Source organism: Pseudomonas sp. CF161 (assembly GCF_000416215.1).
Taxonomy (GTDB): Bacteria; Pseudomonadota; Gammaproteobacteria; order Pseudomonadales; family Pseudomonadaceae; genus Aquipseudomonas.
In genome coordinates, this window is sequence record NZ_ATLP01000030.1 from 74753 (window position 1) to 87916 (window position 13164).

Consider the following 13164-nt stretch of genomic DNA (forward strand, 5'->3'; position numbering starts at 1 on the left):
GCACAAAGACAGCAGCCGGGGCTGTGGTCGAGACTCTCAGGGCGATCAACGTTACCCTTGCATCGCAAAAAATCATAATAAAGAGAGACCCGCCATGTCACAGAGCGCCGCCGCTACCCTGGCCACCGATGACGACAAAAATGCCGTCTACAAGCGCATTACCCTGCGCCTGATCCCCTTCATCTTCATCTGCTACCTGTTCAACTACCTCGACCGGGTCAACGTTGGATTCGCCAAGCTGCAGATGCTCGATGCCCTGAAATTCAGCGAAACCGTGTACGGCCTGGGTGCCGGGATTTTCTTTATCGGCTATGTGCTGTGCGGCGTGCCGAGCAACCTGGCACTGAACAAGTTTGGCCCCCGGCGCTGGATCGCGCTGATGATGATCACCTGGGGCACCCTCTCCACCTGCCTGCTGTTCGTCACCACGCCGACCGGTTTCTACACCCTGCGCCTGTTCACCGGTGCCGCCGAAGCCGGCTTCTTCCCAGGGGTGGTGCTGTACCTCTCGCAATGGTTCCCAAGCTTTCGCCGTGGCCGGATCATGGCCCTGTTCATGTCGGCGATCCCGGTCTCGGGCTTGCTGGGCAGCCCGTTTTCCGGGTGGATCCTCAACCACTTCGCCGCCGGCCAGGGCGGCCTTGCCGGCTGGCAGTGGATGTTCCTGCTGCAAGGCATACCGACCGTGATCCTCGGCGCGCTGGCGTTCTTCCTGCTCAGCGACAACTTCGCCAGTGCCCGGTGGCTGACGCCTAAAGAGCGCGCCGTGCTCGAAGCGGACCAGGCCCAGGACGCGGCCAGCAAACCCAAGACGGCCACCGATTCACTGGCCGCGGTGTTCAAGAACCCGGCGATCTGGGCGTTCGGACTGATCTACTTCTGCATCCAGAGCGGGGTGTATGCGATCAACTTCTGGCTGCCGTCGATCATCAAGAACCTGGGGTTCAGCGACAACCTGGTCATCGGCTGGCTCAGCGCAATCCCTTACCTGCTGGCCGCTGTATTCATGTTGCTGGTAGGGCGGTCTGCGGACTTGCGTAAAGAACGCCGCTGGCACCTGGTGGTACCGATGCTGATGGGCTCCGTCGGCCTGCTGATTGCGGTCAACTTCGCCGCCAGCCCGGTGCTGGCCATCCTCGGCCTGACCATCGCCACCATGGGCGCCCTCACCGGCCTGCCGATGTTCTGGCCGGTGCCGACCGCACTCCTCAGCGCCGGCGCTGCCGCCGGTGGCCTGGCGCTGATCAACTCCATGGGCCAGATGGCCGGTTTCCTCAGCCCGTACCTGGTGGGCTGGGTCAAAGACACCACCGGCTCCACCAACCTGGCGCTGTACCTGCTGGCCGGCGTGATCATTGGCGGCAGCCTGCTGGCTCTGCGCATGACCCGCAACCTGCGCAACAGCTGATTGCGTAAGCGGGGCGCCGTTTTTTTTCAAATCCGGCGCCCCCTCTCGCATGGGTTTCCAGGGCTGGACAATGCCCGCAAACCCGCCCCCTACCGCTGTCTGGCCCCTTCTGCGCGCCAACACGCCGCAGCCCTCCCTCGTCGATTCCGTTTGCCCAAGCCGATTGTTCTGGTATTTGATGGGCGGCCTGGCCAGACGCTTTTCGCCTGGCTCCAACCCCGCGCACAAGGAATCCGTCCATGAGCTATCGCCTCCTCGGCCACTCCGGTCTACAGGTCTCCACGCTGACCCTGGGCACCATGATGTTCGGCGAACAGACCAGTACCGAAGAGTCACTGCGCATCATCGACAAGGCCTGGGACCAGGGCATCAACTTCATCGACACCGCCGATGTCTACACCCAGGGTCGCTCCGAAGAGATCGTCGGCGAAGCGATCGCCCGGCATCGCCATGACTGGGTCCTGGCGACCAAGGTCGGCTTCGGCCCGGCCGACGGCGTGCCCAACCGCAGCGGCTTGAGCCGCAAGCATATTTTCAACGGGATCGAAGCCAGCCTGAACCGCCTCGGCACCGACTACCTGGACATCTATTACCTGCACCGCGAAGACCACAACACACCGTTGCAGGTCACGGTGGCGGCCATCGGTGACTTGCTGCGCCAGGGCAAGATCCGCTACTGGGGCCTGTCCAACTACCGTGGCTGGCGGATTGCCGAAGTGGTGCGTCTTGCCGACGAGTTGGGTATCGACCGGCCGGTGATCAGCCAGCCGCTGTACAACATCGTCAATCGCCAGGCCGAGGCCGAACAGATCACCGCCGCCAAGGCCTATGGCCTGGGTGTGGTGCCCTACAGCCCCCTGGCCCGCGGGGTGCTCAGCGGCAAGTATGCGCCGGACGTCACGCCGGACAGCGCCAGCCGCGCCGGGCGCCAGGACAAGCGCATCCTCGAAACCGAGTGGCGGGTCGAGTCCCTGCGCATTGCCCAGCAGATTCAGCAGTACACCCAGCAACGCGGGGTCGGCATGGTGGAGTTCGCCATCGCCTGGGTGCTGAACAATACCGCCGTCAGTTCGGCGATTGTCGGCCCACGCACCGAGCAACAGTGGGACGCCTACACCAAGGCCCTGAGCGTGCGAATCAGCGCTGAAGACGAAGCCTTTATCGATTCGCTGGTGACCCCGGGCCACGCTTCCACCCCTGGCTTCAACGATGTCAGCCACTTCGTTTCCGGGCGTACACCTTTCCCAAGTTGATACTCGATGGTGGCTGCTGCCTGACAGCAGCCACCGTCTTTTCCCCCTAGCGCACCCTTTGCGCGCTGGCATTGCCCGAAGGCAGCGGGCAAACGAGATATTTTCCCGTAACCCACGCTTAATCCGAGTAAACCTCTCGGGCCAAACCCTCTATATTCCCCCCCACGGTTCATCACCGTTTTTTCCGTTCGCTCAATGACTCTGGTCGTACGAGGACAGTGTGTCTAAAGGTATTGTTTTATCGGTCCTGGCGTCGGTGCTGTTTGCCGTCATGTATTTCTACACGTCCTTGCTGGAGCCGCTGACCGGGGTGGAAATCTTCGGCTGGCGAATGCTGCTGACGGTGCCGTGCATGACGGTCTTCATGGTGGTTTCCGGGGAATGGCGCCGAGTGCACGAAGTGCTGCTGCGAGTGGCGGGCAAGCCGCTGTTGCTGCTGGGCCTGCTGCTGTCGTCAGGGCTGTTGGGCGTGCAGTTATGGCTGTTTATGTGGGCGCCGCTCAATGGTCACAGCCTGGATGTGTCCCTGGGGTATTTCCTGCTGCCGCTGACCATGGTCCTGACCGGACGCCTGGTGTATGGCGAACGCCTGTCGCGCCTGCAGAAGATCGCAGCGTTTTTCGCCTGCCTGGGGGTACTCAACGAGCTGTATCAGGTGGGCAGTTTCTCCTGGGCCACGCTGCTGGTGGCCATCGGTTATCCAACCTATTTCGTGCTGCGCAGGCGCCTGGCCGCAGACAACCTCGGCGGGCTGTGGCTGGACATGGCGTTGCTGCTGCCTGTCGCCCTGTGGTTTGTACAGAGCGGCGAACAAGGCTTTGCGGTGTTCGACCTGTGGCCCTGGCTGTATCTGCTGATTCCGTTGCTGGGGGTGATCAGCGCCTCGGCACTGGTGTGCTACATCATCGCCAGCCGGCTGTTGGCGTTCAGCCTGTTCGGCCTGCTGAGCTATGTCGAACCGGTGTTGCTGCTGGGGGTGTCACTGCTGCTGGGGGAAAGCATCAAGGCCGGCGAGTGGCTGACCTATGTGCCGATCTGGATGGCGGTGCTGGTGTTGGTGTTTGAAGGGTTCAAGCACCTGGTGCGCCAGCGCCGGGCTTGAGGCGTCGTCAGTACGCTTGGGCCCTGGGCGAGTGTCAGGGCCAGCGCTGCCTGCGGGCAGCGGCGACAGGCAACGCCTCACCTACCGTGCTCACTCAGGGCTTGATTTGTTTCAGCTCGTTGAGCAGGGCCAGCAACGCCTGCATCTTCTCCTCGCCGAATTGCTGCTGGATCTTCTGGTAGTTGATTTCCATGTCGCCGCTCATGGACTCGAAACAGGCCTGGCCCTTTTCAGTCAGGGTGATGAACAGCCGGCGCTGGTCCTCGGGTGATTTGCGGCGGCTGACGTACTCGTCACGCTCCAGGCGCGTCAGCACTCCGGTCATGCTTGGGGGCAGGATGCACGCCATCTTGGCCAGTTGATGGCTTTCCAGTTCACCGTTCTGGCGCAGAATGCGGATCACCCGCCACTGCTGTTCGGTCAAGTCATGCTGGTTGAGGGACGGCCGGAAAAAAGCCATGGCCGCTTCACGGGCTTGGAGCAGCGTTAAGGTCAGGGAAGGTCTTGGCGTCGTCATCTAAAGGTCGGTCAACAGGCTGGGAATCAACGCTAGGCGTCGCGGAAATAAACATTAACACATTCACTATCAGCAATTCCCGGGCAAAACAAAGCCCGATCGAAGAACCTTCGATCGGGCCTGTTTTCAAGCGGTCACTGGCTTACTCGGTGGCGAGTACACCACGACGAACCTGATCACGTTCGATCGATTCGAACAGCGCCTTGAAGTTGCCTTCGCCGAAACCATCGTCGCCTTTACGCTGAATGAACTCGAAGAACACCGGGCCCATCAGGGTTTCCGAGAAAATCTGCAACAGCAGGCGGCGGTCACCGGCTTCCGACGAGCCATCCAGCAGAATGCCCCGCGATTGCAGTTCGTCCACCGGCTCGCCGTGATTCGGCAAACGGCCTTCGAGCATCTCGTAATAGGTTTGCGGCGGCGCGGTCATGAAGCGCATGCCGATCTTCTTCAGGCGGTCCCAGGTACCCACCAGATCGTCGGTCAGGAACGCCACGTGCTGAATCCCCTCGCCGTTGAACTGCATGAGGAACTCTTCGATCTGCCCGGCGCCCTTGGACGACTCTTCGTTGAGCGGGATGCGGATCATGCCATCCGGCGCGGTCATGGCCTTGGAGGTCAGACCGGTGTATTCGCCCTTGATGTCGAAATAACGAATCTCGCGGAAGTTGAACAGCTTCTCGTAGAAACCGGCCCAGTAGGCCATGCGCCCGCGATACACGTTGTGGGTCAGGTGATCGATGATCTTCAGACCCGCCCCTTCCGGGTTGCGGTCGACGCCGTCCAGGTACACGAAGTCGATGTCGTAGATCGAGCTGCCTTCGCCGTAGCGGTCGATCAGGTACAGCGGCGCGCCGCCAATGCCCTTGATCGCCGGCAGGTTCAGTTCCATCGGGCCGGTGGCGATATGGATCGGCTGCGCACCCAGCTCCAGGGCACGGGAGTACGCCTGTTGGGCATTCTTGACGCGAAAGGCCATGCCGCATACCGACGGACCGTGTTCGGCGGCGAAGTACGAGGCCACGCTGTGGGGCTCGTTGTTGAGGATCAGGTTAATGGCGCCCTGACGGTACAAATGCACGTCTTTAGAGCGATGGGTCGCGACTTTGCTGAAACCCATGATCTCGAAGATCGGTTCGAGGGTGTTTGGCGTAGGCGATGCGAATTCGATGAATTCAAAGCCCATCAGGCCCATTGGGTTTTCGAAGATATCTGCCATGGTTGGCGCCTCATCATTATTTTTAGAATTAACGTCCGCGGTCGCGGGCTGCTAGTTGCTATCAATGCTGAGGGCTGGAGGTGGCGCGCAAGAGATGCCACGCACGCTGCGGGCGAGGAAATCACCGTAGATCAGTTGGAACCCGAGTATCTTCATTTCGACCCTGACTTGCTTACAGGCTGCGGGCGAGGCTTCTGCTGCCAGAAGACGTTATTCTTGTATGCGTAACCAGATTCTACACAGCGTAAATAGGTTTGTCCGCAATCTCTATAAAATCCGCTTTTTGGCCGGACTCGCAAGGGGTTTGTTGCACTGATAGATCCCCAGCAGGATCAAGGCTGCGCCCAGCCCCATGCTCAGACTCAGTTGCTCGCCCAACAGCAGTGCCCCCAGGATCACCGCCGTCAGCGGGTTGAGTGCAATGAAAACGCCAGAGCGCGTGGCGCCGATCTGGCGCAGGCCATCGTAGTACCAGATATAGGCCAGCGCCGACCCCATCAGGCCCAGGTACAGCAGACTCAGGCCTTGCACGGCACGCAAATCCAGCAACGCTTGCAGATCCAACTCGCCGCGCAGGGCGGTGGCGGCACCCAGCATGAGGGTCCCCAGAACAATCGAATAGGTCACGGTATGCAGCGGCCCGAGGCTCTGGTTGAGCCCTCGGGAACACAGTGAGTAGACGCCCCAGCCCAGCACGCAACCCAAGATCAGCAAGTCGCCGAGCCCACTGTCGGCCGTGCCCCGCAACGCCTGCGGGTCTCGACTGAGGATCACCAGCGCGGCGCCCAGCACGCAGACAACGATGCCGAAAACCTTGCGCCGACTCAGTTGCTCACGCAACAGCAGCCACGAAGCCAAGGCAATCACCGCCGGGTTCAAGGCCACGATCAAGGACGCCCGCGACGCGTTTATCCGCTGCAGGCCGTAGAAGAAGCACAGGTTGTAAAAGAAAATCCCGAAGAACCCCAAGATCACCAATTGCACCCACTGGCGCAGGTTCGGCCGTACCAGCGCAATCCGCTTGCAAGCCATAAACAGCAACAGCGCAAGGCTCGCCAGCAGAAACCGCACGCTGGCGGCCAGCAGCGGCTCCAGCGCCCCCGATAACAGGCGTCCGGCGACAAAGGTTCCGCCCCAGATCATGGTGACCGCGATGAGCTTGCAATAAACCGCTCTGTCAGAGGGACCGGAGAGCGTTTGGTCGAACGTTTTCATCAGATTTCAGCACTGCCTTGCCTGGGATGGGCTTATTCTTCGCCTAATCAAAGATCATCGTAAAATGAGCAATCACTCATGACCCTGACCCAATTGGAGATTTTTTCCCTGGTCGCCGAATTGCGCGGTTTCACGACGGCCGCCAGCCGCCTGGGGATCACCCAATCAGCGGTGTCCCACGCCATCAAGGCGCTGGAGCAAGAACTGGGCGTGGAGCTGATTCGCCGCCATCAGGCGCAGGTCGAGCTGAGTGATATTGGCCAGCAACTCTTGCTGCGTGCCCGGACCATGCTTGGCCTGGCCGCAACCATGCACCAGGAAGCCGCCGATGCCCGTGGCCTGAAGCGCGGCACGCTGCGCATCGGCTCGTTCGGCCCGACCTCTTCGATGAAGCTGCTGCCGGCCATTCTCGCCGAGTACCGCAGCCGCTATCCGGGCATCGAGGTGCACATCGACGAAGGCCCAGATCGCCAAGTCGTGCAGTGGCTCGAGGAGCGGCGCATCGACGTGGGGTTCGTGGTGCTGCCCCAGGAGCGCTTCGATACCTTTGCCTTGTTGCAGGATCAATGGATGGCGCTGTTGCCGGCTCAACACCCACTGGCAAATGAAAGCGCCGTCAGCCTGGCCCAGCTGTGCGTCGACCCCTTCGTGCTCACCGAAGCCGGGTCCGCCGAGCTGGTGACCCGGCTGTTTCATCAGGCCGGCCTCAGCCCCAACGTCCGCTATCGCAGCTCGCAGTTGCTGAGCACCCTGGAAACCGTGGCCCGTGGCGAGGCGGTGAGCCTGGTGGCCGAGCTGGCACTGCCGGCCAGACACGATCCGCGCTATGTACGCAGGCCCCTGACCCAGCCGGCCGAGCGCCAGATCGGCATGGCTGTACTGGATCGGCGCCAGTCATCGCCGGCGACGCTGGCGTTTATTCAACAGGCCCAGCGCCTGTACCCAAGATCCCAGGGCGCAAAATAGGCATCCCGTCTATCCTCCACTCACCCGGGTTCGATATGTACCCACCGCGATTTCCCCGTCTTCTGTCGCCCGTGTCCAGGCGCCGTCCCGTTATAGGTTTGGTTTATGCCATTGACCGTAAAAGGTCCGCAGAAACGCTCCACCCGCGCTCTGCGCACGCTGCTCATCGGCTTGCTGCCGGTGCTGCTGGGTATGATCATCCTGTACCTGCAGGCTGAGCGGGCGCTGCTCCAGAGCAGTCAGCAAACCGCCGAGGAAGCGATCCGCCAGTTCGACCTGATGCTCGACAACAGCGACATCGCCGCCCGGGTACTGCTGCCTCTGGTTGGCGAGCCTTGCGATGAGGCCCGGCGATTGGCATTACGCGACCAGGTCACACGCCGCCCATTCGTGCGCTCGACCAACCTGGTCTGGCGCAACGACAACTACTGCAGTTCGTTGCTCGGGCGTATTTCAACCACCCTGGACCCACGAGACTATGTCGACGGCCGATTGTGGTTGATGAATGGCAACCCGATCACACCCGACACTGCCCTGCTGATCTACCGACTGAGCCAAGGCGAGCGTTCCGCGCTGGCGACCATCGACGGCTATCACCTGGCGAACGCACTGCGCCTGATCAGCCGTTACGCCGACCTCACACTGCAAGTGGGCAACAGCTGGCTGTCAGCGGACGGCAAGGTCCATGGGCTACCTGTGCCATCCGCTCCGGTGGCCCACCAGGAGCTGGATTCCAGGCGCTACCCCTACCGCGTCAGCGCCGGCTTTCCCGAGGGCGATGTCTGGCTCTATATGAAAGCCCAATACCAGCCGCTGTTCAGCCTGCTGCTGTTCTTTGGAGTTCTCTCGGGATTCGCCGGCCACTGGTGGCAAAAGCGCTCGTCATCCCCCAGTCACGAACTGCAGCGGGCCCTGGGCGCCGGCGAATTCATTCCCTACTTCCAGCCGGTGGTGCGCGGCGATACCGAGCAGTGGGCAGGCCTTGAAGTTCTGATGCGCTGGCAGCACCCCAAGGAAGGCCTGGTACGCCCGGATTTGTTCATTCCGTTTGCCGAGCATTCCGGCCTAATCGTCCCCATGACCCGCTCCCTGATGCAGCAGACTGCACAGCTGCTGGCCCCCAGCGCCTCGAGCTTCAGCGATAACTTTCACATCGGCATCAACATCACCGCCAGCCACTGCCATGACCTGCAACTGCTCGATGACTGCCGCGACTTTCTCGCCCAGTTCCCCGCTGGCAAGGTGGCACTGGTGCTGGAGCTGACCGAACGCGAGCTGGTGGAGCCCACCGCCATGACCCACAAACTGTTCGAAGAACTGCACAAGTTGGGGGTAATGATCGCCATTGACGACTTCGGCACCGGACATTCCAGCCTGGCGTACTTGCGTCAGTTTAATGTCGACTATCTGAAGATCGATCAGAGCTTCGTTGCCATGATCGGTATTGACGCCCTTTCGCGCCATATACTCGACAGTGTCATCGAGCTCTCGGCGAAGCTGGACTTGGGTATCGTCGCCGAAGGTGTTGAAACACTAAAACAACGGGATTATCTGGCGGGGAAAGGCGTCGATTTCCTGCAAGGTTACTTGTTTGGTCGACCGATGCCGGGGGATGAATTCCTAACTGAGTTGGCGCGCCACTAAATAGCCACTTGCGCAAAAAAACACACAATGCATTGCCATTATCATGCACCAATTTGAATCATCACTCGCAATTGATTCTTGCAAGAACAACATGATTTACTCTTGGCCCGTTAACTACTACAATTTTTCTGGCCTGTACAAGATTCGCCGATAGGTCATTAAATTGAGTCGTTCACCGGCTCCTGGCCTCATCGCTTTGTATGTGCTTGGTATCAGCCAAATACCTTATTGGAGTAAAGATATTGTCCAGACTCGCTGAATTTCGTGCAGCAGAAAAAGCACTTCAAGAACAGCTCGCGCAGCTGGAATCCCTGAAGAACGATGCCGGGCTCAAAAAGGAAATCGAGTTCGAGGAAAAGCTTCAAGGCCTGATGAAAACCTACGGCAAGAGCCTGCGCGACATCATCGCGATTCTCGATCCGAACCCGGGCAAGTCCCAGCCAGCAGCCTCTGCCCCTAAACAACGCCGCGCTCGCGTGGTCAAGGTCTATCAGAATCCGCACACCGGTGAGCTGATTGAAACCAAGGGAGGCAATCATCGCGGGCTCAAAGCCTGGAAAGAAGAGTATGGCGCTGCCACTGTAGATTCCTGGCTGCGCGGTTAACAACGCTACGGTCACCAGGGCCCCGCATTCGCGGGGCCTTTGCTTTTTAGCAGTTTCGTTTATAGCCAATTGCATTAGTTACAACAGGCTAAATATTCACACGCTCAAGCATCGGCAATAAGGTCTGGCAAGAATCGGCACCTGCGCTCCAGATCAAGCGCATAACGCAAGAGCCACCCCATAACTTTGTGCTTAATACGTTGTCATGGATCATCTGCCAATGGAAATACCCTGCCAAGAGCAAGGTTAAAGTTTCAAGCTATTTCGGGTAGCGAGTATTTCATCCTGACTCTCTGCATAAGCCGCCGCCTGGCCGGCGTAAGAAAGTACATAGGCCTTATCGGCATCCAACGCTGCCACCAGTGTTTGCGACAACACATGCCGACCGTTCTGAGTAATGGTGCAGGTGGTTTCAAGAGCGGAGAGGCGACTCAGTTGCGCCTCATGAATCCGATTGCACACACTTTGATAGCCACCTTGTGCAAAGTCCTTTTGCACTGACTTGCGCATCTCCAGCAGCACACCTTGAAGATTCACTGCATGACCACTTTCAACCTCCGTCATAGTCAACTCCATGACCAGTACCGGAGTGCCGCTGGCATCATTTTTCACTGCGCGCTGGCGAGAGACTTTTGAACTCAGTTCGGCCGGTTGTTCAGGCAGCACCTCCACTTGCCAACCGCTGGGCCAGGCAATCACCGGCTCCGCAGCCTGGGCCAGGGCACAGAGCAGCAGGCTGCAGGTGACGGCGGCGGTTTTTACGAAAAAGGGCATTTCAGCAATACCTGAGAAACGGGCTTCAAAGTTTGCAGGTGACACCAGGATTGGGCAATAGATCAGGAGCTTTGGGTTTGGCGCCAAGGGCGGCTGTTGCGTATCATTGCGCATCCCAAGGATGCCTGAGTCATCGCAAGCCAAGGCACCGCTCGTTTGCCCGAGCGCCGTTTGCCCCACTTTTTTTCCGGAGGGCCCATGAGCCTGCACGAACTTGATACTTTCCCCGGCGTTACCGCCCAGCCTGACTCCGCCACCGCCAACTTTGTGTTCAACCACACCATGCTGCGGGTCAAGGACATCACTCAATCCCTGGATTTCTACACCCGTGTCCTGGGCTTCTCGCTGGTCGAAAAACGCGACTTCTCCGAGGCTGAATTCAGCCTGTACTTCCTGGCCCTGGTGGACAAGGCGCAGATCCCGGCCGACGCCGCAGCGCGTACCCAGTGGATGAAGTCGATCCCGGGGATTCTCGAACTGACCCATAACCACGGCACTGAAAACGACCCGGATTTCTCCTACCACAATGGCAACACCGACCCTCGCGGCTTTGGCCATATCTGCATCTCGGTACCGGACATCGTTGCCGCCTGCGAGCGCTTCGAAACACTGGGCTGTGACTTCCAGAAACGCCTGAGCGATGGCCGCATGAAAAGCCTGGCCTTTATCAAGGACCCGGACGGCTACTGGGTCGAAATCATCCAGCCGGCCCCGCTGTAACCCGGCAACTCGTTTTACCGGGCAAATAAAAACCCCATGGGCCAGGCTCATGGGGTTTTGTTTTTTACATCACCGCTTCAGGCCGGAGCCGAGGTCCGGATCAAGTGGTCGAAAGCACTGAGAGATGCCTTGGCCCCCTCGCCTACCGCAATCACGATCTGTTTGTACGGCACCGTGGTCACGTCACCGGCAGCGAACACCCCTGGCAGAGACGTTTCACCGCGAGCGTCGACAATGATCTCGCCCCGTGGCGACAACTCGACAGTGCCTTTGAGCCAGTCCGTGTTGGGCAGCAAGCCGATCTGGACAAAGATCCCTTCCAGCTCGACGGTATTGAACTCACCCGAATCACGGTCCTTGTAGACCAGCCCGGTAACTTTCTGGCCGTCGCCCTTCACTTCGCTGGTCAGGGCGCTGGTGATGACCTTGACGTTCGGCAGGCTGTGCAACTTGCGCTGCAGCACCGCATCGGCGCGCAACTTGCCGTCAAATTCCAGCAAGGTCACGTGACTGACGATACCCGCCAGATCAATGGCCGCCTCAACCCCTGAGTTGCCGCCGCCGATCACTGCTACGCGCTTGCCCTTGAACAACGGGCCGTCGCAGTGTGGACAGAAGCACACTCCCTTGGCCTTGTACTCCTGCTCGCCCGGCACACCCATTTCACGCCAGCGGGCACCGGTGGCCAGGATCAGCGACTTGGCCTTGAGGCTGGCACCGCTTTCAAAGCGCACCTCATGCAACCCGCCCACTTCGGTTGCCGGGATCAGGGCGCTGGCGCGCTGCAGGTTCATGATGTCGACATCGTACTGACGCACGTGGGCTTCCAGGGCTCCGGCCAGTTTCGGGCCTTCGGTTTCCTGCACCGAAATAAAGTTTTCAATGGCCATGGTGTCCAGCACCTGGCCGCCAAAACGTTCGGCGGCGACACCCGTGCGGATGCCTTTACGAGCGGCGTAGATTGCGGCTGCGGCGCCCGCCGGGCCACCGCCGACCACCAGTACGTCAAAAGCGTCTTTGGCGTTGATTTTTTCAGCCTGCTTCTCGATCGCGCTGGTGTCGATCTTGCCGAGGATTTCCTCCAGACCCATGCGGCCTTGGCCGAAGTTCACGCCGTTCAGGTACACGCTGGGGACGGCCATGATCTGACGCTCGTCGACCTCGTCCTGGAACAGCGCGCCGTCGATGGCCACGTGGCGGATATTCGGGTTCAGCACCGCCATCAGGTTCAGTGCCTGGACCACGTCCGGGCAGTTCTGGCAGGACAGCGAAAAGTAGGTTTCGAAGTTGAATTCGCCCTTCAACGAGCGAATTTGCTCCAGCACTTCAGCACTGGCTTTCGAAGGGTGACCGCCGACTTGCAGCAAGGCCAGCACCAACGAAGTAAATTCGTGGCCCATGGGGATACCGGCAAAACGCAGGCTGATATCGCTTCCCGGGCGGTTCAACGAGAACGAAGGCTTGCGCGCATCGGTACCGTTATCAAGCAAGGTGATCAGGCTCGAAAGACTGGCAACTTCTTTGAGCAGCTCGAGCATTTCCTGGGATTTCGCACCGTCGTCGAGGGAGGCTACGATCTCGATCGGCTGGGTGACCCGTTCCAGGTATGACTTCAACTGAGATTTAAGATTGGCGTCCAACATACGGGCGATTTCCTTTTAATTCGGTAAAAAAAACGCCCGAGCGAAGGTCGCCCGGGCGTTTTGAGGGCGGTGCAGCTTACTTAAGGTGCGGTAAAACC

General features: G+C 59.7%; 12 protein-coding genes. 7 read left to right on the top strand and 5 right to left on the bottom strand.

The window, feature by feature from the left end; genetic code table 11:
* Positions 1-94 precede the first annotated feature (94 nt).
* The 3 genes from CF161_RS00850 to rarD all read left to right on the top strand — a co-directional run bounded on the left by CF161_RS00850 (position 95) and on the right by rarD (position 3763).
* Positions 95-1408, top strand: coding sequence for an MFS transporter (locus tag CF161_RS00850; protein ID WP_020294639.1), 1314 nt, complete (start codon positions 95-97; stop codon positions 1406-1408).
* Between the two features lie 239 nt (positions 1409-1647).
* Positions 1648-2661, top strand: a complete 1014-nt coding sequence (locus tag CF161_RS00855) for an aldo/keto reductase (protein WP_020294640.1) — start codon at positions 1648-1650, stop codon at positions 2659-2661.
* A gap of 220 nt (positions 2662-2881) precedes the next feature.
* Positions 2882-3763, top strand: a complete 882-nt coding sequence (gene rarD / locus CF161_RS00860; RefSeq protein WP_043228290.1) for an EamA family transporter RarD — start codon at positions 2882-2884, stop codon at positions 3761-3763.
* Positions 3764-3857: 94 nt separating this feature from the next.
* Here the strand turns inward: rarD and hpaR are convergent, their stop codons facing one another.
* The 3 genes from hpaR to CF161_RS00875 all read right to left on the bottom strand — a co-directional run bounded on the left by hpaR (position 3858) and on the right by CF161_RS00875 (position 6714).
* Positions 3858-4280: a homoprotocatechuate degradation operon regulator HpaR gene (gene hpaR / locus CF161_RS00865; protein ID WP_020294642.1), complete on the bottom strand. Its 423-nt coding sequence runs from the start codon at positions 4278-4280 to the stop codon at positions 3858-3860.
* 142 nt (positions 4281-4422) lie between these two features.
* Positions 4423-5499: a 4-hydroxyphenylpyruvate dioxygenase gene (gene hppD, locus CF161_RS00870; protein ID WP_020294643.1), complete on the bottom strand. Its 1077-nt coding sequence runs from the start codon at positions 5497-5499 to the stop codon at positions 4423-4425.
* A 267-nt stretch (positions 5500-5766) separates the two neighbouring features.
* Positions 5767-6714 carry a DMT family transporter gene (locus CF161_RS00875; RefSeq protein WP_020294644.1) on the bottom strand — a complete coding sequence of 316 codons (948 nt, stop codon included), beginning with the start codon at positions 6712-6714 and terminating at the stop codon, positions 5767-5769.
* A gap of 78 nt (positions 6715-6792) precedes the next feature.
* Between CF161_RS00875 and CF161_RS00880 the strand changes: the two genes are divergently transcribed.
* The 3 genes from CF161_RS00880 to CF161_RS00890 all read left to right on the top strand — a co-directional run bounded on the left by CF161_RS00880 (position 6793) and on the right by CF161_RS00890 (position 9929).
* Positions 6793-7680 carry a LysR family transcriptional regulator gene (locus CF161_RS00880; RefSeq protein WP_020294645.1) on the top strand — a complete coding sequence of 296 codons (888 nt, stop codon included), beginning with the start codon at positions 6793-6795 and terminating at the stop codon, positions 7678-7680.
* Between the two features lie 105 nt (positions 7681-7785).
* The gene (locus CF161_RS00885) at positions 7786-9324 is read left to right on the top strand and encodes an EAL domain-containing protein (protein ID WP_020294646.1); all 1539 of its coding nucleotides are present in this window, start codon (positions 7786-7788) and stop codon (positions 9322-9324) included.
* A 242-nt stretch (positions 9325-9566) separates the two neighbouring features.
* The gene (locus CF161_RS00890; protein ID WP_020294647.1) at positions 9567-9929 is read left to right on the top strand and encodes a histone-like nucleoid-structuring protein, MvaT/MvaU family; all 363 of its coding nucleotides are present in this window, start codon (positions 9567-9569) and stop codon (positions 9927-9929) included.
* Positions 9930-10175: 246 nt separating this feature from the next.
* Here the strand turns inward: CF161_RS00890 and CF161_RS00895 are convergent, their stop codons facing one another.
* Positions 10176-10703: a DUF4946 domain-containing protein gene (locus tag CF161_RS00895; RefSeq protein WP_020294648.1), complete on the bottom strand. Its 528-nt coding sequence runs from the start codon at positions 10701-10703 to the stop codon at positions 10176-10178.
* A 198-nt stretch (positions 10704-10901) separates the two neighbouring features.
* Between CF161_RS00895 and gloA the strand changes: the two genes are divergently transcribed.
* Complete coding sequence (gene gloA / locus CF161_RS00900; RefSeq protein WP_020294649.1) at positions 10902-11423, top strand: lactoylglutathione lyase; 522 nt, start codon at positions 10902-10904, stop codon at positions 11421-11423.
* 77 nt (positions 11424-11500) lie between these two features.
* On the opposite strand, the gene ahpF is transcribed toward gloA, so the two are convergent.
* A complete protein-coding gene (gene ahpF / locus CF161_RS00905) occupies positions 11501-13066 on the bottom strand; it encodes an alkyl hydroperoxide reductase subunit F (protein ID WP_020294650.1) in 1566 nt (521 codons plus the stop codon).
* Positions 13067-13164: the final 98 nt, after the last annotated feature.

Bases quoted from the DNA above. Each gene is read 5' to 3' on its own strand.
- CF161_RS00850 (WP_020294639.1), top strand. From the start codon at position 95: ATGTCACAGAGCGCCGCCGCTACCCTGGCCACCGATGACGACAAAAAT.
- CF161_RS00855 (WP_020294640.1), top strand. From the start codon at position 1,648: ATGAGCTATCGCCTCCTCGGCCACTCCGGTCTACAGGTCTCCACGCTG.
- hpaR (WP_020294642.1), bottom strand. From the start codon at position 4,280: ATGACGACGCCAAGACCTTCCCTGACCTTAACGCTGCTCCAAGCCCGT.
- hppD (WP_020294643.1), bottom strand. From the start codon at position 5,499: ATGGCAGATATCTTCGAAAACCCAATGGGCCTGATGGGCTTTGAATTC.
- CF161_RS00875 (WP_020294644.1), bottom strand. From the start codon at position 6,714: ATGAAAACGTTCGACCAAACGCTCTCCGGTCCCTCTGACAGAGCGGTT.
- CF161_RS00880 (WP_020294645.1), top strand. From the start codon at position 6,793: ATGACCCTGACCCAATTGGAGATTTTTTCCCTGGTCGCCGAATTGCGC.
- CF161_RS00885 (WP_020294646.1), top strand. From the start codon at position 7,786: ATGCCATTGACCGTAAAAGGTCCGCAGAAACGCTCCACCCGCGCTCTG.
- CF161_RS00895 (WP_020294648.1), bottom strand. From the start codon at position 10,703: ATGCCCTTTTTCGTAAAAACCGCCGCCGTCACCTGCAGCCTGCTGCTC.
- gloA (WP_020294649.1), top strand. From the start codon at position 10,902: ATGAGCCTGCACGAACTTGATACTTTCCCCGGCGTTACCGCCCAGCCT.
- ahpF (WP_020294650.1), bottom strand. From the start codon at position 13,066: ATGTTGGACGCCAATCTTAAATCTCAGTTGAAGTCATACCTGGAACGG.